The following is a 22096-nucleotide window of genomic DNA, read 5'->3' as shown; positions in this document are numbered from 1 at the left end:
AACCGCGATGGAATCCCAGTCCGCAAAGCCGATCATCGCGGCGCTGCTGCAACCGCTGCCGGTGCTGACCCAGGCCCGCAACGACCTGTCGGACGAATCCGTCGTCCGCCTGCTGGTCCGCCAGTTCGTCGATCTCAGCCTGGGCGCGTTCAACGAGGTGCTGAACGGCCGTCTCGACCAGGACGAGGCGGTGGACGGCATCAACCGGCAGGCCATCGCGCTGAACAGCGTCTTCCTCGGCACCAGCGGCTTCGACACCGTCGTCACCCATCCCTGGAACACGCCGGACCAGCTCGGCGCCTTCCTGAAGGACACGGTCGGGCTGGAGTATCCGGAGGACGACTGCGTCCGCGCCATGCTGATCCATCTGGCGACCCAGGTGATGCATTCGCTGCGCATGCCCGACGAGGAGCGCGACGCCGATCTGGAGGCGCTGACGCTGGACGCCGCCGACCTGCTGCTGGGCCGCGCGCCCGAGGATGACGGCGAGATCGACATCGACCTCGACGTCTGAACGCCGCTGGTCCGGCGCGGCGGCAACAGTGTCCGCCGCGCCGCGACAAAAGGTTGCAGCCGCCCCGGCCATTGCGACAGAAAGAAACCCGCCGGTCGAAACTTGCTGTTAACGCCTGATCTCCTATGACGGAAGGCATTCGATGAAAACTCATCGAGCATTTGTCTTTCCGGCCCGACGGAGGTCCCGTGGACGTTGCCAGCGCCGACGAACCGATCCGCCCCCCGGTCACAGCCGCGCCGGTGCACCGGCCCGCCCTGTCCGAACGGCTTCCCGGCACCCTGGCCGGGCTGACCGGCGTCGGATCGATCCTGGCGCTGGCGGTGGCGGGCCAAGCCAGCCTGCCGGTGGCCGGCGCCCTGGCGGCGGTCACCGGCTTCGCCCTGTGGGGGGCGTGGCGGACGGCGGCGACCACGCGGGCGCTGGCGCGCTGTGAAACGGAGCTGCGGCGGACGCAGGACCATCTGCGCACCGTGCACGGCCGGGCGCACGACTTCATCGCCGCCTCGTCCAACTGGTTCTGGGAAACCGGGGCGGACCACCGCTATCTCTATGTGTCGGAACAGCTGACGGCGATCCTGGGGTGCGACCCGCGGTCGGTGTTCGGCGATTCCCTGCTGGATTTGGCGGCGCTGGCCGGGGACGAGGCGACCTGGGCGGAGTACCGGGGCGACATCGACGCCGGCCGGCCCTTCCGCGACCTGGAGGTCGGATTCGACGCGGCGGACGGCCGCAAGTTCGTGCTGCGGCTCAGCGCGGTGCCGGTGCTGGGCGCCGACGGGCGGTTCCGCGGCTATCGCGGCTGCGGCGTCGACGCCACCGCCGAGACGCTGGCGCTGGTCGAGGCGCGCTTCATGCAGGCGGTGATGCATGACGCGCTCGACAGCATCTCCGAAGGCTTCGTGCTGTTCAGCGCCGACGGCCGGCTGCTGATCTGCAACGAGCATTACCGCCGCGCCTATCCCAACCTCGCCGACCTGCTGACCCCCGGCCGCAGCTTCGCCGACATCCTGCGCGCGGCGGCGGAGCGCGGCGGCTATGAGGGCGACGGCGACATCGGCAGTTGGGTGGAGCAGCGGCTGAACCGCCATCTGCGGCATTCGGCGCCGGTCGACGGCCTGCTGTCCGACGGCCGCTGGTACCGCATCAGCGAACACGCGACCGGCACCGGCGGCGTGGTGAAGATCCTGATGGACATCACCGAGCTGAAAACGCGGGAGGAGGAGCTGGCCGGCCAGACCACCCGGCTGGAACGCACGGTCGACGCGCTCCGCGAGAGCGAGCGGCGCTATCGCCAACTGGTGGAGCTGGCGCCCTACGGCATCGTCATCTGGGACCGCGCCGCCCTGCGCTTCGCCAACACCGCCGCCGCCTCGATCCTCGGGGTCGACGCCGCCGGGCTGGAGGGGGCGCCGCTGGCGCGCTTCCTGGACCATGGCGTGGCGCTGGAGGCGACGCTGGCGACCGCCGCCGACGGCGAGAGCCGGCGGGTGGAATGCGACGCGCTGCGCCCGTCCGGCGAACACCGCCATCTGGAGGTCGGGGCGACCCCGGTGGTCTACCGCGGCGAGCCGGCGGTGCTGCTGGTGCTGAACGACATCACCGACCGCCGCCGGGTCGAGGGGGAGTTGCAGCGCGCCCAAAAGATGGAGGCGGTCGGCCGCATGGCCGGCGGGATCGCGCACGAGTTCAACAACATGCTGACCGCGATCGGCGGCTTCGCCCGGCTGGCGGAGCGCAACCCCGGCGACGCGCCCCGGGTGCTGACCTGCGTGCAGGAGATCGCCAAGGCGTCGGAACGGGCGGCGGCGCTGACCGGCCAACTGCTGGATTTCTCGCACCGCCGGGTGACCGACGAGCGCGAGGTGGTGGCGGTGGGGCCGCTGCTGCGCGACCTGCGGGTCTTCCTGAAACCGCTGCTCAGCGCCGGGATAGCGGTGGCGATCACCGGGGCGGACGAGACGGCGCACGCGCTGGTCAACCCGGTCACGCTGAACCAGGCGCTGCTGAACCTGGCGCTGAACGCCCGCGACGCCATGCCCGACGGCGGCACCCTGACCATCGCGCTGACGGTGGAGACGCCCGACGCCGCCTTCTTCGCCCGCCACGCCGGGCTGAAGCCGGGCCGCTATGTGGTGATCCGCGTGTCCGACCAGGGCGCCGGCGTGCCGGCGGCGATCCGCGACCGCATCTGGGAGCCCTTCTTCACCTCCAAGGAACCGGGCAAGGGCACCGGGCTCGGGCTGTGGATGGTCTACGGCACCGCCCAGCAGGCCGGCGGCGCCGTCGAACTGGAGCGGGGCGAGCGGGAGCGGCCGGCGGCCACGCCGGGGGCCGGTGAGCGGACCGGTGCGACCTTCGCGCTCTACCTGCCCGCCGTCGATCCGCCGCCGGCGCCGGCCGGCCTCGACCCGCTCATCGTCGCCGAGGGGGAGAGCGCCGCCATCCTGCTGGTCGACGACGAGCAGGCGGTGCGCACCTACCTGCGCCTTGCCCTGGAGGAGGCCGGCTGCGTGGTGACCGAGGCCGCCGATGGGCTGGAGGCGCTGGAGCGCTATGACGCCGCCGGCGGCCTGTTCGACGCCGTGGTCAGCGACGTGTCGATGCCGCGGATGAACGGCCCCGACCTTGCCCGCGCCCTGGAGGAGCGCAACCCGCATCTGCGCATCCTGTTCCTGACCGGCTACGCCTCGAAGGAGACGGCGGCCGGGCTGATGGCGCAGCCGGGGCGGCAGGTCGTGATGAAGCCGGTGACGCCGGAGCGGCTGCTCCAGGCGTTGCGCGGGCTTCTGGCCGATTGAGCCGGCGATGACGAGCGTGTCGCCGGAGACCGACGAGGTCGCCGCCCAGGCCGGCAGCGAGGCTGCCGCCGAGGCCGTGGTCGAGTGCCGCGAGCCGGCCGACCTCTACGCCCCGGCCGGGCGCGACAGCGTCGGCCGTTTCTGCCGGCGCTTCCTCGACGAGAACGCGCTGACCGCGACCGAACTGCTGCACCACCCGCGCCACCAGACCGCGCTGTCCAACACCGCCACCTTCGTCGCCATCCTGACCCAGGCCGAACGGGTGATGGAGCGCAAGGGGGCCCTGACCCCGCTGGTCAACGAGACCGCCCGCCTGACCCGCGAACGGCTGCGCGAGCACCCGACGCCGGAGTTCCTGGCCGACGGCTACACCGGCATCGCGGCGGAGCTGCTGTCGAACGGCGGCTTCCTCGGCCGCTTCCTGCTGGACGCGGCGATCGCCCAGCACATCGTCACCGGGCGCAGCTTCGCCGAGAAGGCCGAGGCGCTGCTGGCGCTGGCCGAGGCGGCCGGCCACGCCGACGCGCTGGCGCCGCTGGAACGGCTGCTGGGCGAGATCCTGCTGAGCGACGCCGGCACCGCATCCTGCGCCAGGGACGCGCCCTTCGTCACGCTGGTCGACCTGATCGTGACGCTGATCGCCGCCGACCGGCCGATGCCGGACGACGCCCCGCCGCTGTTCCGCCGGCTGGAGGCGCTGATGCGGCGGACGCCGATGCCGGCCCTGCGCGACAGCCTGATCGCCGCCTTCCGCCGCGAGATGGCCAAGCCGGCCTGCTTCACCATCGCCAGCGCCGGCGACATGTTCGGGATCGAGGCGGTCCAGCGCGAGATCATGGCGCTGAGCGAGTTGGCCGGGCGGCTGCGCGGTCCGGACGGCCAGTATGCCGGCGGCGCCCGCACCGAGGCGTCACTGCAACGGCGCACCGCGCTGCTGGTCAACGAGGACACCGTCCCGGAAATCACCCGCGGCCGCAACTTCGCGCAGAAGCTGCGCATCCTGTTCGTCCTGCAGAAGATGCCGCTGTCGCCCACCGCGGCCAAGGCGGTGACCGACTACCTGAAGAGCTTCTTCGACAGCCGCGACTTCGCCGGCCGGCTGCTCGATTGCTGGAAGGACCGGGCTGAGAAGCTGAAGGGGCTGGCCGAGGTCCAGCGGATGGTCGTCGCCAGCGCCTTCCCCGACGAGGAGCGGGAGGCCCTGGCCGGCCAGATCGACGACATCCAGAACGCCTTCCTGCGCACCCAGCGCGTGCTGGCCCCGCTGATCCAGGCCAAGGACGACCCGCCGACCGACATGGTGGTCGACCTCGTCCGGCTGGCGGGGGAGGGCGCCTTCTGCGCCGGCAAGAGCCGGATGGCGGTGGCGCGCGTGCTCTACCGCCATTGCCACCGCCCGCGCTTCGTCCGCCATGTCCTGCTGAACGCCCCCGGCGCCAAGGAGCGGGTGGCGCGGGCGCACTGGCTGCGGCAGTCGCTGGCCGCCGTCGGGGTGCCCTTCCTCGACCTCGCCACCCAGCGCGTGCTGGTGGTCGATGACGAGGAGGGGCCGCGCGCCTTCGTTGCGTCCGTCCTGCACGAGCTGGGGATCGGGCAGATCGACACCGCCGCCGACGGGCACGAGGCGCGCGACCGCTTCCAGGCGGACGAGGCCGGCTATGACCTGATCATCTGCGACTGGATGATGCCGCGGCTGAACGGGCTGGACCTGCTGAAGTGCGTGCGCGAGAGCCGCAGCGACCTGCCGTTCCTGATGGTGACGGCGCTGGCGACGCTGGACGCGGTGAAGAAGGCGCTGGCCCACCACGTCAGCGGCTACATCGCCAAGCCCTTCACGCCGGACCAGTTGGAAGAGAAGGTCTTCGTGGTCCTGGCGCAGAAGGGCATCGGCGAGTAGCCCGGCCGGTCATGTCAGCGGAACAGGTTCGGCACGAACTCGACGATCACGCCGGTGCCGGAGATGATCAGCACGGCGTCCGGGCCGACGCGGACCCAGCGGTGGCCGGGCGGCGGCCGGTGCAGGTGGTGGGTCGCCGGCCGGGCGATGACGTAGCGCTGCTCCCGCCACTGCGGCGGCAGCCGTTCCCCGGCACGCCAGCCATGCTCCGGCCGGACATCGGGCCGGTGGCCGGGATTGGCGTCGGGGCGGTGCGAGTCGGGGCGGTGCTCGTTGGGTCGATGCTCGTTTGGGCGACGCGGGTCGGGCCGATGCTCGTTGGGGCCGCGGTCATGCCGTTCGTCGGGGCGCGGCTGGTCCCATCCCTGGGCGCTGGCGCTGGTGCCGACCGCGCCGGCCAGGGTGAGCGTTGCGACGGCCACGGCGAGCAGGGTGCGTTTCATCGATTCCATCCTTGGTGACGGCCTTGCCTGGGTGACGGTCCGGTTCCGCCGCCGGATCGGCGTTCCCGGCGGCCAGCATGCGGCCGACTCGTTGCCGGCCTGTGTCCGGTGGCCGGCCTTTCGGTAACAGACGGTATCCGCCGCGCGGCGGGCCGCTGGTCGGGAGCGCCGGCGCCGTCCGGCTGTTGTGATGGGCATGATGACCGCAACGAAGGAGCAGTCCGATGGCCGACCAGACATCCGGCGACCGCCCCGGCACCGCCGAAGAGGGCAAGGCCCTGACCAACGAGCCCGACCGCGACATCGCCGACCCGCTGGAAGCCGCCCGGGCGGTGTCCGACACCGGAAAGCCGATCACACCCGACACCGAATCGGCCAAGCGGATCGATCGCCCGGAGGACCGGCCGCCGGGCAAGAAGGACAAGAAGTCCAGGAAATAGGCGTCCGCGCCGTCGGTGCCCTCTCCCCGACCGGCGGGGGGAGGGCGGGGGCTCAGCGCAGCTCCAGCCCGGCCCGTTTGAAGGCGCGGGCCAGCGCGTCGACGATCGACGGATCGACCTCGCCGGTGCCGTAATCGAGATTCATCACGGCGTACCACGGCACACCGGCCTTGCTCGCCAGCATCCGTGTCGACCAGCCAAGACGCAACCGTGCCGCCTGGCACTGCGCCCCGGTCATGATGCGTCGACTCCACACGTTAGCGTTTCCACACGTCAGCGTTTGCCCGAGCCGTCCCGGTGATCGCTGCACCGCAGCGGCTCTGCCCATCGGAACGGTGATCGGTGATAACAATGCAAGAAAACGGCGCCATTGTCATGTAGCGGTTTGTTGCAAAGTTGCAGACGCAGCTTTGCCGGAGTGACATGGACGGCGATTGATCGACATTTGGCGGAAATATTGCGGGGTTGGTCTGCTGTCGCGGCAAAGCCCTGTAAAGCCTGTGGACTTCGCCGCAACCGGCTCAGGACAAGGCGGACAGCAGGCGGGACACCGCCCGCGCCTGGGTCGTCAGCGGGTCTGCATCGTCGGTTGCACCACCAACTTTGCCTCCACTGGTTGCGGTGACCTCGTCGAACCGCAAGGCGATGGCGCGCGTGACCCGCTGCAGCGTGTCGTCCAGCGTGCTGAACTCCGCCGGCCGACTCGGCCCCAGGCGGGCGGTGAATTGCCGCAGAAAGCGCAGCTGGTCCAGCGGCGCCGTCACCAGCCCCGGCGTGACGTCGCGGCGCCCGACCGATTTCAGCGCGATTCGCCCCAGCATCTCCGCCAGCCCGTTCAGCGCGGCGGCGAAGGCGCTGAGCGCGACCTGATCGTCCGGCTCGACGAAGGGCGTGCGCTCCTCCTCGCCGTCGGCCAGCGCGTCGAGCAGCCGGCCGGCCACCGTCAGCAGGTTGTCGACCTGCGACACCACGGCGACGTTGTCGTACAGCGCCAGCAGGTCGGGCTTGGCGACGAAGGCGGTGATGGTTGCGGCGGCGTGCTTCAGCGTCAACCGGCTCAGCCGCCGGCCATGCTCCGACAGCGCGGCCAGCGCCGCCTTGTGGCCGAGGATGCCGAGCACCCAGCGCACCCCCTCCAGCCGCAGCACGTCCAGCGAGATGGAGCGCAGGTCGGGGAAGTCGGGCTGGTCGAGCCGGCGGCACAGCCGGTTGGTGGACAGCCGCGCCTGTTCGGCCAGCAGGGTCGCCGCCGCGCCGGCCTGGTCGTGCAGCGCACCGCGCGGCGCGGCGCGCAGCAGCACCGCCAGCGCCTCCGCCGTCGTCACCGCGTCGGGCAGCCCGGCGGTGGGGTCGGCGATCACCGCCACCAGATGCCGGCACAGCGCCGGTCCGGCCGAACGCTCCAGCGCCCGGCCGAACTGCGCCAGCAGATGGCTGCGGACGTCCGCCGGGGCGTAGCGGGCCAGCGTTTCCAGCGGCAACGCCGGGGTGGTGGCCGGCTGGACGCCGGCGGTGTCGGCCATCGACCGCACGGCGGCGGCGTCGGCGGCGCTGGCGGCGCGGTCGATCGCCTGGATCAGCGCCGCCTGGGACGCCAGCGCGTCGGGGGCGCTCACGCCAGCGCCTTGGCCAGCAGGACCAGATTGCGGCCGCCCTCCCGCCGGTAGGCGGCGCGGTCCATCGTCTTCTTGACCAGGAACACGCCGAGCCCGCCGATCCGGCGGTCGTCGAGGTCGCCGGTCAGGTCGGGGGCGGGAGCCTCGGCGAACGGATCGAAGGCGTCGGCGTCGTCCTCCACTTCCGCCCGCAGCTCGGCGCCGTCGGCTTCCAGCCGCACCCGGATCTCGTGGGTGCCGCCGTCGCCGTAGCCGTAGGAGACGATGTTGGTGATCAGCTCGTCGAAGCAGAGGTTGAACTTGAAGGCGAGGTCGGGGGGCAGGTCGTTGCGCTCGATGAAATCGTCGACCGCGACGGCGAGCCGTTCCAGTTCCGACAGGTCGTTGCGCAGGACCAGGTCCAGCCGGCGTCTCGTGGAATCGCCCATCCGCTCACCCATGCGCCGACATCCTCCACCGTTCGATCCTGTTGCGATCCCGTCCACAGCCCCATCCACGGCCCCTGCCGGTGACGGGGGTCACGCGGCGACGCCGGCCACCGCCCAGCGGCGCAGCGCCGTCAGGGCGATCCGCTCCACCTCGCTCCAGCCCAGCCCGCTCGCCATCTCGGCCAGCGCCACCAGCCGGGTCCGCGCCCCGGTGTCGTCGACCGGCGCGTTGCCCAGGTCGGCGGTCAGCCCGGCGACGAGGCCGTAGAGCATGGTCGACAGGCTGTGCATCAGCGGCGCGCAGTCGGGCGCGGTCAGCCGGGTGGCGAACAGATAGAGCTGGCCGACGCCGCGCAGGCGGGCGGCGAAGCTGTCGGCCGAGCCACCCCCGGTCATGCTCCCGGTCATGCTCCCCTGGCCCACCTCGCCGCGCAATTCCTCCACCGACAGGGCGGCGAAGCGGCCGGCGGCGGCGATGAACTCGGCCACTGCGTCCTGCGGCAGCCCGCCGGTGGCCTGCCCGCCGGTCTCGAACAGGCGCTGGGCCATGACGATCAGCTCCTCGATGTTGGCGAGGATGATCGCCACGCCGAAGCGGGCCAGCCCGTCGTTGCCGTCGGTGCAGGCGCGCAGGATCTGCGTCACCTTGCGGATGACCTGCACCGCGAACATCAGCATGGCGCTGCGGCTCTGCGCCAGCTCGGCCTCGGCGCCCAGCTCCTCCAGCGCGTGCTGCAGGATCTCCAGCCGCAGGAAGTCGAGCGACAGCATCTGGATGTCCGGGTTGTCGCCGTCCATCAGCACCCGGTTCAGCTCGCCGGAATAGAGGAAGAAGCGGCCGGACAGGTCGAAGCCGATGCGCGCCGCCGACATCCGCGCCCGGTCGATGTTCGTTGGGTCGGCCGCCGGGGTTGCCGCCAGCGCACGGCCGAGCGCGGCGAACAGCCGGACCAACGGCATCCAGTCGCGCCGCTGCGTCGCCGGCGCGGCGCGCGGGGCCGGGGCGGCGGCGATGATCAGGTCGGTCAGCGGCCCGATCCCGGCGCCGAGGATCACCGCCTGCCAGCGGCCGGCGTCGCCACCCTGTCCGGATTGCCAGTCGGCGAGCAGGCCGAGCAGCTCCGCCAGGCGCCGTTCGTCGAGCGGCTGACCGGGGATGGCGCGCAACGCGCTCTCCAGCGCCGCGGTCAGCGCGTCGCGGTCCGGCGGCGGGGCGGCGGCCGGCAGCCCGGCGTTGAACAGCGTCCGCTCGGCGGCCGGCGTCGCCACCCTTGCGGTGCCGGCGACGGCCAGCGCGTGGCGCAGCGCGTCGGCGAAGGCGGCGGCGCTGGGGTAGCGGTCGGCCGGCGCCTTGGCCAGCGCCTTCAGGATCACCGTGTCGAAGGGCGGTGGCAGCTCCGGGTTGCCGTGGGACGGCGGCGGCGGCTCGACGAACAGGATCTGCTGCATCACCGTCGCCACCGACCCGGAAAAGGGCCGGCGCTGCGCCAGCAGGTAGTAGAGCACCACCCCGGCGGAGAACAGGTCGCTGCGGGCGTCGGCCTTCTCGCCGCGCAGCAGCTCGGGCGCCATGTAGGCGGGGGTGCCCAGCAGGTCGCCGGCCTGGGTCAGGTCGGACGACGACACCTGGGCAATGCCGAAATCGGCCAGCTTGGGCGTCAGGTCGTCCTGCACCACGATGTTGGCTGGCTTGATGTCGCGGTGGATGACGTTGCGGTCGTGGGCGTAGCCCAGCGCGTCGAGCACCGCCAGCATCAGGCCGCCGGCCTGCGGCGTCGACAGCGTCTGGTCGGCCTCCAGGTAATGCTTCAGCTCGCGGCCGCGGACCAGCTCCATCGCGAGGTAGGGGGCGCCGCCCTGGCCGGCGTCCAGCGTGCCGTAGTCGTGGACCCGGACGATGTTCGGGTGGTCGAGCCGCAGGCCGATCTGCGCCTCCCGCCCGAAGCGGGCCAGCACGGCGTTGCGCTCCGCCGCCGCCAGCAGCTCGGCGCGCAGCAGCTTCAGCGCCACGGCGCGGCCGTCGCGGCTGTCGGTGGCGCGGTAGACCACGCTCATCGCACCCTGGCCCAGCACGCCCTCGACCCGATAGGGGCCGATCGGGCCGGGGAGCGTCGCGCCTACAGCGCCGTCGGGCATCGGAAGGTCTCCAGCAGATTCTTGCCGAACGGGTTGTTCACGCTGTCGGCGCGCAGCGCGAACACCGCCTTGCGGGTGCCGACCGTCACCGCGAAGGTGAAGCGGTCCGGCTGCGGCGTCGAGTCCAGCTTGCCGTCGGCGAGGAAATGGAACAGGGCCCACGGACCCTGGCGGGCGATGCCGGCCGGCTCTCCCGGCAGCGGCGGGCCGAAGCCGAGCCGCACGCTGCTGGTGCCCTCCGCCCCCGGCCATTTCATCACCTGCGGGCGGGGCGGCCCATGCTGGTAGATCAGCGTCTGGCCGTCGATGTCCAGCGCCACCTGGGTCGCCTTGGCGTCCAGCTCCACCGGGGTGATCTCGAACACCACCTTGGCGGCGGTGGCGCCGGCCGGGAACAGGCTGTCGCGGATGCGGGCCGCCCGCTCGAACTGGTCGAGCACCGCCGGCGGGATGCCGAGATCGACCTGATCGACCTTCTGCCACGCCCACGGGCTGACCGTCATGTCGACGAAGGGCCGCAGGTTGGTGTTGAAGAACTGGTCGATCATGCCGCCCGGTGCGAACAGCTTGGCGAAATCGGCCGCGGTGACATCGACCGTGCTGCCGCGCACCATCGGGAAGCGGTTGTCGAGCGCCGCCCGGCAGAAGGGCAGGACCGAGGACTGCCACGCCTTGTTGATCTGCGCCCGGGCGCCGCCGACGCTGACGCTGGCCGACGACTGGGCGACGGTGGCGACCATGCCGCCGATCGGGTCGGGCAGGTCGCGGGTCAGGGTGCGGAGCTGCGCCGCCACCGCGGCCTTGTCGCCGCCACCGGTCAGTCCGGCCAGCAGGGCGCCGTTCTGGTCGGGGGAATTCGCGGCGCGGGCGATCTGCTGGTACAGCTCGCCCAGCAGCTTCAGCGCGTCGTCCAGCTTCGACGGCACGCCGGGCTCGCCCTGCACCAGGATGCGCAGCGCCTGGAAATGGTCGTTGATCGGCTGGCCCGGCGGCGGCCCGGCCGGCTGCAGCGACACGCCGGCCAGCCGCGCCAGATAGGCGGCGTTGGTGCCGGTCGAATCGAGCGCCTTCTCCGCCGCCTGCGCCTGCTGGGCGACGCCGGCCAGCGGCCCGCCGGAAACGGGAGCCCCGGCGGGACCACCGGCGGGGGCACCAGCCTTGTCCTTGTCCTGCGGGCCGGGGGCGAGCGTCGTCTCGCGCACCATCGCGCTCAGCCACAGCTTCAGCGGCGATTGCGGGCCGGACAGCGTGTTCAGCGCGTCGGCGGCCTGGTTCAGGCTGCGCAGCGGCACGATCACCACGTCGCCCAGCAGCTCGTCCCACTGGCGGGCGTAGCGGTCGAGATAGACGGCGAGGATGCCCTTCTCCAAGGTCTGCGCGCTGGCGACCGCCTGCGGCCCGCTGCTCGGCTGGCCCAGCACCCAGTTCTCGTCGACCAGCGCCTTGGCGACCTTGGGCAGCGCCGGCAGCACCGCCTTGTGGAAGCCGTCGTAGGTGTAGAGGCCGGGCACGCCGTCCGACAGCGGCTTGCCCGACGGGCGGATCAGCACCCGGCCGGCGAGCGGCCCGGCGTTGTCGACCAGCCGCCAGTCGGCCAGCGCCTGGATCTCCGCCCGGTCGCGCAGGATGGCGAAGCCGCGTTCGGCCAGCGGGTAGCGGGTCAGGCTCTGCCGGGCCTCCTCCACCAGCGCGTCGTCGGGAGGCAGGGGGGAGAGCGGGGCGGCCAGCAGCACGTCGAGATGGCTGCGCAGGTCGCGCCGGATGCCGTCATAGGCCGGGCCCGGCAGGCTGCCCATCCAGTCCAGCGCCATCCATTCCGACACCAGCGCCTTGTCCAGCGGCCCCTTGCCGGCCAGCATCAGATAGACCTTCAGCGCCTGGAACAGGTATTCGGGCCGGCCGCGCTCGCGGCGCAACTGCTCCTCCACCCGCAGGAAGACGCGGGGCAGCAGCGTGGTGCGCAGCGCGCGGGCGTAGACCGCCTCGCTCTGCCGGCCCAGCCGGTTGCCCTGGTAGAGGCCGCCGGTCATCGCCAGCGGCGGCGGGTCGTCCCAGCCGTCGGGGATGGCGCGCAGCGTGTTCAGCGGCGGCACGATGGTGATGAAGTCGGTGTCGTCGATCTTGGTCAGCGACCGCGGGCCGGTCGACAGCGGCTCCAGCTCCGCCGCGGCCTTGGCGGCGGCGGCGTCGACCCCGGCGACCAGCGCGGTGTTCTCGGTGAAGCTGTTGGCCCAGAAGGCGGCGAGCGCCAGGCCGGCCAGCAGCATCGCCAGCACCGCCCCGGCACGCAGCAGGCGGCGCCGCCGCTCCTGGCCGCTGTCGGTGCCGACCAGCCCGGCCTCGGCGAACACCACGTCGCGCAGCGCGCGGTTGATGAAGAAGCTGCGCCCGCCGCTGCCGGCCGGCAGCACCTGCCGCTCCAGCCCGAAGGAGCCGGTCACCGTCTCGGCCAGCCGGTCGACCGGGGCGCCGTCCTGGGTGCCGCTGGTCAGGTAGAGGCCGCGCAGCAGCGGCCGTTCCTCGTAGCGGTTGGGCTCGAAGATCACGGTCAGCAGATCGGCGATCGCCGGCTTCAGCGCCGCGACCTGGGCCGGGAACAGCGCGTCGAGCGAGCGGCGCTGGATGTCGGATTCGGCGTGGACGCGGTCCAGCACCCGGCGGGCGATGCGGCCGGTCAGCGCGTCAAACTCGGCCGGGAAGCGGTAGACCGGGGCGTCGTCGGCGGTCTTGCCGTCGTCGAGCGGGAAGGTGACGCCCCAGACCTGTTCGCGCTCCTCGCGGCTGAGGTCGTCGAAGAACTCGGCGAAGCCGGGGATCAGGTCGGCCTTGGTCAGCAGCACATAGACCGGCACGCGCGATCCGACCTGCCCGCGCAGCTCCTTCAGCCGCAGCTTGAGCTGTTCGGCGTGGCTCTTGCGCTCGGCCTCGCTCCAGGCGGCGAGGTCGGGCAGGCTGACCGCCAGCAGGATGCCGTTCACCGGCTGGCGCGGGCGGTGGCGCTTCAGCAGGCCGATGAAGTTCTTCCACACCCGGGCGTCGATCGCCGGCTGGCTGTCCTGGGTGATGTAGCGCCCGGCGGTGTCGATCAGCACCGCCTCGTCGGTGAACCACCAGTCGCAGTCGCGGGTGCCGCCGAAGTCGCGCAGCGCCGTCCGCCCCATCTCGGCGGCCAGCGGGAAGCGCAGGCCGGAATTGACCAGCGCCGTCGTCTTGCCGGCCCCCGGCGCGCCGATCAGCAGGTACCAGGGCAATTGGTAGAGGTAGCGCTGGCCCCAGGTGCCGCCGAAGCGCGCCTTGCGCAACTGCTCCATCGCGTCGCGCAGCCGGCCGCGCAGCAGGTCGGTTTCCTGGCCGACGGCGTCGGCGTTCGGGTCGCCCTTCGCCGCCGGGGTGGCGGTCGCCAGCGCCTGCACCATGCGGTCGTTGGCGCTGCGGTGGCGGTAGAGCGACCATTGCATCGCCAGCGCCCAGACCAGCAGGATGCCGAACACCGCCGCCAGCCGGACCGTCGGGTCCTCCAGCGGGAAGGCGCCGGCGACGGCGACCAGGGGCCCCAGGAACCAGACCAGCGCGGCCAGGCACAGCGCCGCGACCAGCGTCAGGAACCAGCGGGAGGTCAGGGCGGACAGGATGGACTTCAGCATCGGTCAGGGCGCCAGCACGATGTCGACGCGCCGGTTGGCCTGCCGGCCCTCCGCCGTCGTGTTGGGGGCGATCGGGTCGCTGTCGCCGCGTCCCTCGGCGGCGAGGCGGTTGGCCGCGTCGTTGCCCAGCACCTCCGTCATCAGGCGCTGCACGGTGTCGGCCCGCGCCTCCGACAGCTCCTGGTTGGAGGGGTAGCGCAGCGAGCGGATGGCGACGCTGTCGGTGTTGCCGATCACGGTGATGCGGCCGGGCTCGTGGCGCAACGCCTCGGCGACGTGGCGGAACGCCTCGACATAGCGCGGCTCGATCCGGTTGCTGCCCGACGCGAAGACGGTCAGGCGGGTGCGGACGGTGACCTGCCCGTCGGTGCCGCCGCTGACCTCGACCAGACCGGCCTTGATGTCGGCGGCCAGCGCGGCGGCGACCCGCTGGGCCACGGTGCGGCTGGGCGGCGGGGCGGGCAGGGTGGCCGGCGGGGCGACGCGGGCGATCTGCACCGCCGTACCCGGGATCAGCCCGGCGAGCCGGCGGTAGGCGGCGTCCGACTGGTCGGCCAGCGCGAAGACGAACCAGGCGTAGAGCGCGGCCAGCAGCGCCACGACCAGCAGCGCCGGCAGCCACAGCGGCACCGAGGCCGCCAGCGGGCGGAAGCCGTCGGCCTGCCCGCGCCAGTGGGGCGACAGGTCGCGCTCCGCCTCGCCGCGCTGCTTGCGGATGACGCGGTAGAGCCGGTCGCGCAGCCGGCCCAGCTCGCTGTAGCCGCGCGGCAGGACGCGGTACTTGCCCTCGAACCCCAGCGAGACGCAGAGGTAGAACAGCTCCAGCTCGATCAGGTGGCGGTCGGGCGCCTCCACCATCTGGTCGAGCAGGTCGAAGAAGCGTTCGCCGCCCCAGGTCTCCTTCTGGATGGTGGAGACCATGCTCTTGTGCGCCCACAGGCTCTGGCTGCCCCAGGGGGTGGCCAGCACGACGTCGTCCACCGTCGCGCACAGGGCGTAGCCGGCGTTGCGGATCTGGTTGGCGGCGAGGCCGGCGCGGGGCGCCGCCGTCTCGAACCGCTGCATCTCGGCGATCACCCGTTCGCGCAGGGCATCGACGTCGCGGTGCTGGGCCAGCTCGCGGACGCGGACCACCATCGCCAGGATCGGCGCCGCCGCGGTGACCAGCGGGTTGTCGCTGACCGCGCCCAGCGCCGCCAGCGTCGCGCTGTCGAGCGGCCGGTAGCCGGCGCCGAGGGAGGACGAGGACGGCGCAGCCGGCGGAACCGCCCGGCCCATCGGCTGGGCGGCGGCGGACCCGAAGGCGGGTGGGGCGAAGCCGGCCTGCGACACGCCGCCCTGGCCGAAGGCCGGCGGCACCAGCCCGGACGGACCGCCGGCGTAGGGCTGCGCAACCGACGGGGCGGCGGAGGGAGCGGCGGACGGCGTGCCGGCCGCGGGGGCGATTGGGCGCTGGAACGCCATCGGCTGCATCACCGTGGCGTCGATGTCGTCCGGCTCCTCGAACGGGTTCTTGTCGGGCGGCGGCCGGACGCTCATGACGCCCCCTTCACGATCAGATTGGTCGTGGCGGCGGGCAACGGGTCGGTCACGGCCTTGATGGCGGCGTCCTTCGCGGCGGGCTTGTCGTCCGGCTTGGCGTCCGCGGCCTTGGCGTCGTCGGCTTTCGCGCCGTCCTCCGTTGGGGCGGAATCCCCGTCGGTGTCGTCGCGGGGCGGGGTGAGGGTGACCTTGCTGGCCTTGGCGGTCAGGACGAAGGCGTTCCTGGTGTTCGGCTTGATCACCGCCATCGCGCGCCAGCCGGCCTCCTCATAGGCGCGGAAGGCGGCGGCGACGGCCAGGGTCTTCACCTCGGGCTTCGGCGCGATGGTGACGGTCTGCCGGCTGTCGGGCGGCACCGCCAGCTCCTGCCGGTCGAGCAGGGTCGGGCCGAGCGTCGCCTTGTCCTGGTCGACGATCTGGAAGAAATCGGCGTTGGCGAAGGCGTCGCTGGGGCCGAGCTGGTACAGCCGCAGCATCACCGGCGACGGCCGGCCGTTGGGGTCGGGGTTCAGCGCGGCGGAGCCGACCACCGTCAGCTCGATCGTGGTCGGCGGCGGTGGCGTCGGGGTGGAACTGCACGCGGTGAGCGAAACGGCTGCGAAAGCCGGAATCACGGCTGCGAAAGCCTGCCATACGGCTGCGCCGAGGGCGGATCCCGCCCAGTTCCGGGCCAACAGCCGACCGGCATTCCCGAGCATCACGACACCTTTCCCCTCATACGGATGGATATAGCAGGGCACGAACGGATGGTCATCCTTAACCAAAGGGCGCACAGTGACAATTGCTCGACCGCCGGCTGGATAGGTTGAACCGCAGGCCCCAGCGGGACAGAGTCGGGGACGAGGGGGCCTCCGCAACGCCGCGGCGAACGGAATAAGCACGGTTCGCCCGCTGTTGGTGCCCTGGACACACCGCCCCGGACCCGACCGGCGGGACAAGCGGTGGGAACCGGCCGCCCCATGGGAACTGACCGAAGGTGCCTGACGCCATGCCGACGCTTTGGACCCGGATGAAAGCCGAACTGGGCGACAGCGACGCGCAGTACCTCCTCGCCGAATCGCTGCGCGTGAGCGACGTCGCGTCGGCGGTGCCCTGGTACCGTCGTGCCGCCCGGCAGGGACACATCCCTGCCCAGACCATGCTGGCCTTCCTGCTCGCCAACGGGATCGGCGTGCCGCCCGACCCGCGCCGCGCCATCGCCTGGTACCGCCGCGCCGCCGCCAAGGGCGACGTCGGCGCCCAGAACAACCTGGGCTACATGCACGAACAGGGGGCGGGCGTGCCCTGCGACCCGGCCAAGGCGGCGCTGTGGTACCGGCTGGCGGCGCTGCAGCATTCCGCCACCGCCCAGGTCAACCTTGCCCTGCTGCTGCTCGACGGCCGCGGCGTCGAGCGCAACGAGGCCGAAGCCGTCCACTGGCTGCGCCAGGCCGCCGGCCAGGGCCACCCCGCCGCCCAGGTCCGGCTGGGGCTGTGCCTGCGCGAAGGCGTCGGCACCCCGCGCGACCCGGCCGAGGCGGCCCGCTGGCTGCACGCCGCCGCGAGCCGCGGCGACCGCGAGGCCATGGCGGCGCTGGCCGACCTCCACCGCGCCGGCGACGGCGTCGAGGAGGACGAGGTGGAGGCGGCGAACTGGCAGCATCAGGCGGAGCGGAACCCGGTGGACCGCACGCAGTGGATGCCCGGCTGACGCGCGGTCACCCGATCACGCCCAGGCTGCGCCAGACCGGCAGGCTGTTGCGCAGGCACCAGCCCATGCTGTCGGCGATCGCCTGACGGCTGGCGTCGTCGGCGTTCTCCGGGGCGGACAGCCGGCGCATGGCGTGGGCGACCAGGGCGTTCAGCTCCTCCGGCACGCCTTCGCTCAGCCCGTCGTAGAGCAGCGCCTCCATCGTGCTGACATGCAGGCCGGCGCCGCCGGCCGACGCGGCGAAGGCGCTGCTCTTGCGCCCCTCGCTGGTCGCCAGCTCGGCGGCGGCGGCGCGGTTGTGCGACAGCACCGACGGCAGCGGCGTGATGGTTTCCGGCGGATTCGGCAGCGGCAGCGCCTGGTTGGAGCCGGTCAGCATGCCGGCGATCTCCACCGCCGACAGGTTGCCGCCGGCCCGGCGCACCTCCGGCAGCTCCATCAGCTCGCCGATGCGGCGCGGGCGTTCGGCCAGCGCGTCGAAGATCGGTTCGTAGTGCCTGGCCTCCAGCGTCGCCTCGCCCAGCGGCACCTGGATGGTGGTGCGGGCGTCGGCGCGCGGGATGGTCAGCGCCATCGCCATGTCGGCCAGCATGGCGTCGCGCTTGGCAACGCTGATCCGCCGGGCGCCGCGGACGAACACGTCGCGGCGGAAGGGCCGGCCGACGCAGTAATCCTTGAAGGTCTCGCGCAGGCTGGGCACGCCGATGCCGTCCAGCACCCGGCGCTGCTCCGGCGTCAGCGCCAGATCCGGGTAATTCTCGAACAGCGTGGCGGAGCCGGCGTAGGTCAGCTTGGCCTCGCCCAGCTCGCGGGCGACGTCGACGTGGTAGAGCGGCTGCCAGCTTCCGTTCAGATACTCGTGCGCCAGATAGACCGACTGGTCGACGGCGCTCTGCGTCTTGGTCTCGCCGCGCAGCTTGCCGAACATCGCGTCGTCGCCCAGGATCTTGGCGCCGGCCTTGAACAGCTGCTCGGCGAAGTCCAGCCCGGCCTTGACCTGCCGGTCGCTGCGCTCGTGCACCAGCCCGGAATATTCGAACAGCAGCCGCTGCAGCGGCATCATCGGCGCCCAGCCCGGCATGGCGTTGTAGCTGACATAGACCAGCCCGCCGGGCTTCAGCTTCTTCGCCAGGAAGCGCGCGATGGCGCCGCGGTTCATCGGGCTGACCCAGCTGTAGACGCCGTGCAGCGTGACGAAGTCGAACTCCGGCAGCTCCGGCCCCGCGCCGTCGGCCAGCTCGGCGAAGCTCGCCTCATGGAAGGCGATGTTGGTCAGGCCGGCCGCCTCGGCGGCGTCGCGGGCGCGGGCGATGTGGGCGGGGTGGAAGTCCACCGCGTGGAAGCGCCCCTGCGGGTTGGCCGCGGCGAACAGCGCCACCGTCGTGCCGTGGCCGCAGCCGAGTTCGCAATAGTCGAAGCCGCCCGCGGTCGAGGGCGGGGCGATGCCGTTGATCAGGCAGCTCAGCGTCAGATGCGCCGGCCCCTGTTCGCGGTAGAAGCCCGGCAGATATTCGATGTCCGACACATAGCCGGCGCTCCAGTCGCTCATGGGATCCTCGTTGTCTTGGGCAGCGCGCCCGCAAGTCTCACAAATCCTGCATCGGAAACACCGCGTCGGCCCGCTCGACCGGGCTCGGCGCGTGCAGCACCCAGCCGTTCCAGCCCAGGCGCGCGGCGTTGCGGTCGTCGTCGCCCGAGGCCAGCCGGGCGGCCGGGACATGGGCGGGCTCCAGCGTCACCTGAAGCTCGAAATCCAGCTCCGGCCCGACATAGAGGCGGGCCAGATCCTGCAGCTTCCGGAACTCGCGGCCTTCCGGCATGAAGTCGTGGAACTGCTCGCGGTCGAGCGGGCCGATGCGCAGGCGGAACTTGCCCTGGACGTCCCAGGCGCGGTCGCCGGCCAGCGCGTCGATCCCCAGCCGGCAATGCAGCCCCTGCGGCTCGGCGGCGCTGGGCAGGCGGGTCTGGCCGTCGGGCGGGATCGGCAGCCAGCCGCCGACGAAGCTCTCCACCGTCACCGGACGGCCGAGATAGTCCGACAGCATCTCCTGCAGATCGTTGGCCGAGCGGGCGCCGCGCGCCATCAGCCCGGCGTAGTGGAGCAGCGTCTCGTCCTCCACCACCAGCCGGTTCGCCAGCGAGGGCTGGCCGATGCCGACGACGCTGGCGATGGCGGTGGTGACCGGGTCGGGCTCGTTCCCGCCGCCCTGGCCGCGCTCGAACGACACCGGCAGCCGGTATTTGGCCCAGGCGCGGTAGAACAGCGAGAAGGCGCGGTGGTGGAAGACGTCGAAGAAGTCGCGCAGCCCCCGGTTCCGCTCGCGCAAGGAGCGGATCATCATCTCGGTGTAGTGCTGCGGCAGCACGCCCAGCGGCCCGACCAGCCCCATGAAGGCGCCGACGAGCTGCGGCGGCTTGCCGTCGGCGCCGGGCTCCGCCCCCGCCACCTGGTTGCCGGGGAAGGTCAGCGAGGTGTCGGCGCGCAGGCGCACCACCTCCTCGCGCGGGTCATGGTCGTGACCGACGGCGTGGCGGGGCGCGGTGCGGCTGTCGCGCGCGTCGCGGCGGGCCTGCCATTCCAGCACCCGCACCGCCTGGAAGAAGTCGAAGCGGTGGGGCGCGCGGAACAGCCGGTCGATTACAGAAGCGGGCGGTTGCCGGCGCGGGCGGGCCATGTGCGAAGCACTCCGGTGCGGCCCTTGACCGTGGCGGTCAGCCGCGTGAAGGAATTGATCGAGCAGTAGAGCCCCAGGAAATGGTCGAGGATCATGGCGAGCAGGAACAGGCCGCTGCCGCTGAAGCGCTGCGGGTCGAACTCGATCGTCACGTCGATGCCGCGGCACATCGCGTCGCCCCAGGCGACGTCGCCCGGCCGCGACGGCGCCCGCGCGGTGCCGCGCTTGGTCGCCACCTTGACGATGCCGTCGGCGATGCCGCGCGTCTCGGCGGAATCGCGGAAGTCGTAGAGCCGCAGGATCTCGCGCAGCGCCTCCGTCCCCTCCTCGCCGCCGGAGAGCGACAGGTGGTTCAGCATCAGGTGCGAGACGAGGCGCCAGCGATGGCCCTTGCGCTCGGCGATGCGCAGCGTCTGGGTCGGCGGCGTCAGGCAGGCGACGCCCTGCACCGCGGCCATGCCCTCGGTCAGCTTCAGGTGGGGATGGCCGCCGCCGTAGGGCAGTTGCCCCGGCAGGTCGCGGTTGAGGCAGGTCGTCTCGACCGACAGCACCGAATCCGCCGGGCTCGACGGGTCGAAATCGAGGTCGACCAGCGCCAGATGCACCTCGGTCCCCGGATCGCGCCCGCCGGCCGGGCGGCGGCTGGCGGTGTAGTAGGTGCGGGTGACCGATTCGACGCCGCCGTGCCGCAGGCCGTAGAAGGGCAGGAAGCGCCGCTGTTTGCCGTCGGGGTCGGTCGCCAGCACGCTGTCGACCGAATGGACCTCCAGCGCGCCGGGGCGCCGCGCGTCGGGGACGACGCGGTGCTCGTGCTGGGTCTGGGTCAGCGCCACCGGCTCCGCCCGCTGGCGGAACAGGTTGACCACCGGGGTGCAGCCCAGGGCGAAATTCTCCTTCGACACCGCGCGTTCCAGGTCGCCCTCGGTGCGGTTCAGGTAGACGAACACCTCCAGCTTGTTGCCGGCGCGCCGCAGCACCTTCGACGACAGGTCGAGGTCGAAGAACAGGAACTTCTCCGGGAAGGCGAAATACTCGGTCAGCAGCCGGTAGCCGCGGTGCGAGCGGGCGGGGTAGGGCAGCATGCCCTCCTCGTCGCCGAAACCGACCGGGCGGATGGCGTCCGGCCCCAGGATGACCGGGTCGGGATCGCGCGGGTCGTCGGCCAGCGCCACCGAGACGGCGTTGTTGAACAGCAGCTCGTGCAGCGCATAGACCTGCTGCGGCTGGCCGCGCAGGAAGAAGCGCAGGGTGTTCGGCTGCAGCTCGGTGAAGCTCATGTCCGGCACGCGGCAGCGCAGCGACAGCCGCAGCGCCGCCACCGCGTCGGACGCCCGCGGGTTGGCCGGGGCGACCAGCGGCCGGCCGGCCAGCGTCGCCTGGTCCAGCTCGACCGGCCACAGCGTCGTCGGGTAGACGGTGCGGAAGCGGCAGGTCTCGCCGCGCAGCGCTTCCGATTCCAGCTCGGTGCCCTTCGGCACGGTGTGCGGGCCGGTCAGGTCGGGGCTGCTGCGCATCTGCACCACCGCCATCGACGGGATCGGCGCCAGGTAATGCGGGTAGAGCACGTCGAGCAGCGTGTCGACCAGCTCCGGATACTCGTCGTCCAGCTTGCGGCTGATGCGGGCGTTGAGGAAGGCGACGCCCTCCAGCAGCCGGGCGACGTGCGGGTCCTCCACCGCGTCGGCGCTCAGCCGCAGCCGGCCAGCGATCTTCGGATGCGCCTCCGAGAACTCCGCCGCCATGCGGCGCAGATAGGTCAGCTCGCGGTTGTAGTAGGGAAGGAGTTCGTCAGCCACGGGTCTTGCTCGTCACGGTGACCATGTTGGAGGTCGGGTCGACCACCGAATCGAACACCATCGGTTCGGGCGCCGGGTCGGCGTGGATCAGCGCCTCGATCCGGAAGCGCAGGGTGCGGTCGGCGGGGTCGCTGTTGTCGGTCATCACCACCGACAGCCGGGCGAAGCGCGGTTCCCAGCGCCGGATGGCGATCTCGATCTGCGCCACCACCTCGCGCCGGCGGGCTTCGGTGGCGACGTTCTCCACCAGCAGGTCGTGGCAGCCGTAGCCGAGGATCGAGTCCGCCAGCTCCGTCAGGTCGTCGGGCCAGCCGACCACCCGCCGCCGGGTGTTCAGCAGGTTTTCCAGGTCGCGCCGGATCGCCGCCCGCAGGTCCGCCACCGTGTGCGGCCGCGGCGCCACGTGCTCCGGCGTGTCGTCGAGCAGACGGTCGAGGACCGACAGGGTGATGGACTGGGCGTGATCCATGGGGT

17 protein-coding genes are annotated in these 22096 nt (G+C 72.2%); 5 read left to right on the top strand and 12 right to left on the bottom strand.

The window, feature by feature from the left end:
• Nucleotides 1-7 precede the first annotated feature (7 nt).
• The 3 genes from TSO352_RS08635 to TSO352_RS08625 all read left to right on the top strand — a co-directional run bounded on the left by TSO352_RS08635 (nt 8) and on the right by TSO352_RS08625 (nt 5212).
• The gene (locus tag TSO352_RS08635) at nt 8-514 is read left to right on the top strand and encodes a hypothetical protein (RefSeq protein WP_109106938.1); all 507 of its coding nucleotides are present in this window, start codon (nt 8-10) and stop codon (nt 512-514) included.
• A gap of 188 nt (nt 515-702) precedes the next feature.
• Nucleotides 703-3315, top strand: coding sequence for a response regulator (locus tag TSO352_RS08630; protein ID WP_109106937.1), 2613 nt, complete (start codon nt 703-705; stop codon nt 3313-3315).
• Nucleotides 3316-3322: 7 nt separating this feature from the next.
• A complete protein-coding gene (locus TSO352_RS08625; protein ID WP_109106936.1) occupies nt 3323-5212 on the top strand; it encodes a response regulator in 1890 nt (629 codons plus the stop codon).
• A 14-nt stretch (nt 5213-5226) separates the two neighbouring features.
• Here TSO352_RS08625 and TSO352_RS33185 read toward each other — a convergent pair whose 3' ends face one another.
• Nucleotides 5227-5655, bottom strand: a complete 429-nt coding sequence (locus TSO352_RS33185; RefSeq protein ID WP_158284555.1) for an RcnB family protein — start codon at nt 5653-5655, stop codon at nt 5227-5229.
• Between the two features lie 224 nt (nt 5656-5879).
• Here TSO352_RS33185 and TSO352_RS08615 point away from each other — a divergent pair, with 224 nt between their 5' ends.
• Nucleotides 5880-6095, top strand: a complete 216-nt coding sequence (locus TSO352_RS08615) for a hypothetical protein (protein WP_109106934.1) — start codon at nt 5880-5882, stop codon at nt 6093-6095.
• A gap of 52 nt (nt 6096-6147) precedes the next feature.
• Here the strand turns inward: TSO352_RS08615 and TSO352_RS32910 are convergent, their stop codons facing one another.
• The 7 genes from TSO352_RS32910 to tssJ all read right to left on the bottom strand — a co-directional run bounded on the left by TSO352_RS32910 (nt 6148) and on the right by tssJ (nt 16075).
• The gene (locus tag TSO352_RS32910; RefSeq protein ID WP_146210732.1) at nt 6148-6333 is read right to left on the bottom strand and encodes an XRE family transcriptional regulator; all 186 of its coding nucleotides are present in this window, start codon (nt 6331-6333) and stop codon (nt 6148-6150) included.
• Between the two features lie 283 nt (nt 6334-6616).
• Complete coding sequence (locus TSO352_RS08610; protein WP_109106933.1) at nt 6617-7711, bottom strand: hypothetical protein; 1095 nt, start codon at nt 7709-7711, stop codon at nt 6617-6619.
• Nucleotides 7708-8151 (bottom strand): ATP-binding protein, encoded by a 444-nt coding sequence (locus tag TSO352_RS08605; RefSeq protein WP_199231541.1) that lies wholly within the window; start codon nt 8149-8151, stop codon nt 7708-7710. The genes TSO352_RS08610 and TSO352_RS08605 overlap by 4 nt, the downstream gene beginning before the upstream one ends.
• Nucleotides 8152-8229: 78 nt before the next feature.
• Nucleotides 8230-10275, bottom strand: a complete 2046-nt coding sequence (locus TSO352_RS08600; protein WP_109106932.1) for a serine/threonine-protein kinase — start codon at nt 10273-10275, stop codon at nt 8230-8232.
• Complete coding sequence (tssM, locus tag TSO352_RS08595) at nt 10257-13919, bottom strand: type VI secretion system membrane subunit TssM (RefSeq protein ID WP_109106931.1); 3663 nt, start codon at nt 13917-13919, stop codon at nt 10257-10259. Before tssM ends, TSO352_RS08600 begins: the two co-directional genes overlap by 19 nt.
• Before the next feature lie 3 nt (nt 13920-13922).
• Nucleotides 13923-15458: a type IVB secretion system protein IcmH/DotU gene (gene icmH, locus TSO352_RS08590; protein ID WP_109106930.1), complete on the bottom strand. Its 1536-nt coding sequence runs from the start codon at nt 15456-15458 to the stop codon at nt 13923-13925.
• Entirely contained in the window at nt 15455-16075 is a 621-nt protein-coding gene (gene tssJ, locus TSO352_RS08585; protein WP_247871984.1) for a type VI secretion system lipoprotein TssJ, read from the bottom strand. The genes icmH and tssJ overlap by 4 nt, the downstream gene beginning before the upstream one ends.
• Nucleotides 16076-16449: 374 nt before the next feature.
• Between tssJ and TSO352_RS08580 the strand changes: the two genes are divergently transcribed.
• Nucleotides 16450-17151: a tetratricopeptide repeat protein gene (locus TSO352_RS08580; RefSeq protein ID WP_109106928.1), complete on the top strand. Its 702-nt coding sequence runs from the start codon at nt 16450-16452 to the stop codon at nt 17149-17151.
• 7 nt (nt 17152-17158) lie between these two features.
• Here TSO352_RS08580 and TSO352_RS08575 read toward each other — a convergent pair whose 3' ends face one another.
• From TSO352_RS08575 to tssE, 4 genes are read right to left on the bottom strand one after another with little or no spacing between them, the layout of a single operon-like run.
• A complete protein-coding gene (locus tag TSO352_RS08575; RefSeq protein WP_109106927.1) occupies nt 17159-18700 on the bottom strand; it encodes a class I SAM-dependent methyltransferase in 1542 nt (513 codons plus the stop codon).
• A 37-nt stretch (nt 18701-18737) separates the two neighbouring features.
• Complete coding sequence (tssG, locus tag TSO352_RS08570) at nt 18738-19826, bottom strand: type VI secretion system baseplate subunit TssG (RefSeq protein ID WP_109106926.1); 1089 nt, start codon at nt 19824-19826, stop codon at nt 18738-18740.
• Nucleotides 19790-21622, bottom strand: a complete 1833-nt coding sequence (gene tssF, locus TSO352_RS08565; RefSeq protein WP_109106925.1) for a type VI secretion system baseplate subunit TssF — start codon at nt 21620-21622, stop codon at nt 19790-19792. The genes tssG and tssF overlap by 37 nt, the downstream gene beginning before the upstream one ends.
• Nucleotides 21615-22091, bottom strand: a complete 477-nt coding sequence (tssE, locus tag TSO352_RS08560; protein ID WP_109106924.1) for a type VI secretion system baseplate subunit TssE — start codon at nt 22089-22091, stop codon at nt 21615-21617. The genes tssF and tssE overlap by 8 nt, the downstream gene beginning before the upstream one ends.
• Nucleotides 22092-22096 lie beyond the last annotated feature (5 nt).

The sequence above is a fragment of the Azospirillum sp. TSO35-2 genome (assembly GCF_003116095.1).
Lineage (GTDB): Bacteria > Pseudomonadota > Alphaproteobacteria > Azospirillales > Azospirillaceae > Azospirillum.
Note: the sequence above shows the minus strand (reverse complement) of the source record. Positions and strands in the feature narration are given on the sequence as shown.

What these genes read in the sequence shown, in the direction of transcription:
- TSO352_RS08635 (WP_109106938.1), top strand. Translation starts at nt 8, where the DNA reads ATGGAATCCCAGTCCGCAAAGCCGATCATCGCGGCGCTGCTGCAACCG.
- TSO352_RS08625 (WP_109106936.1), top strand. Translation starts at nt 3,323, where the DNA reads ATGACGAGCGTGTCGCCGGAGACCGACGAGGTCGCCGCCCAGGCCGGC.
- TSO352_RS33185 (WP_158284555.1), bottom strand. Translation starts at nt 5,655, where the DNA reads ATGAAACGCACCCTGCTCGCCGTGGCCGTCGCAACGCTCACCCTGGCC.
- TSO352_RS08615 (WP_109106934.1), top strand. Translation starts at nt 5,880, where the DNA reads ATGGCCGACCAGACATCCGGCGACCGCCCCGGCACCGCCGAAGAGGGC.
- TSO352_RS32910 (WP_146210732.1), bottom strand. Translation starts at nt 6,333, where the DNA reads ATGACCGGGGCGCAGTGCCAGGCGGCACGGTTGCGTCTTGGCTGGTCG.
- TSO352_RS08605 (WP_199231541.1), bottom strand. Translation starts at nt 8,151, where the DNA reads ATGGGTGAGCGGATGGGCGATTCCACGAGACGCCGGCTGGACCTGGTC.
- TSO352_RS08600 (WP_109106932.1), bottom strand. Translation starts at nt 10,275, where the DNA reads ATGCCCGACGGCGCTGTAGGCGCGACGCTCCCCGGCCCGATCGGCCCC.
- tssM (WP_109106931.1), bottom strand. Translation starts at nt 13,919, where the DNA reads ATGCTGAAGTCCATCCTGTCCGCCCTGACCTCCCGCTGGTTCCTGACG.
- icmH (WP_109106930.1), bottom strand. Translation starts at nt 15,458, where the DNA reads ATGAGCGTCCGGCCGCCGCCCGACAAGAACCCGTTCGAGGAGCCGGAC.
- TSO352_RS08580 (WP_109106928.1), top strand. Translation starts at nt 16,450, where the DNA reads ATGCCGACGCTTTGGACCCGGATGAAAGCCGAACTGGGCGACAGCGAC.
- TSO352_RS08575 (WP_109106927.1), bottom strand. Translation starts at nt 18,700, where the DNA reads ATGAGCGACTGGAGCGCCGGCTATGTGTCGGACATCGAATATCTGCCG.
- tssG (WP_109106926.1), bottom strand. Translation starts at nt 19,826, where the DNA reads ATGGCCCGCCCGCGCCGGCAACCGCCCGCTTCTGTAATCGACCGGCTG.
- tssE (WP_109106924.1), bottom strand. Translation starts at nt 22,091, where the DNA reads ATGGATCACGCCCAGTCCATCACCCTGTCGGTCCTCGACCGTCTGCTC.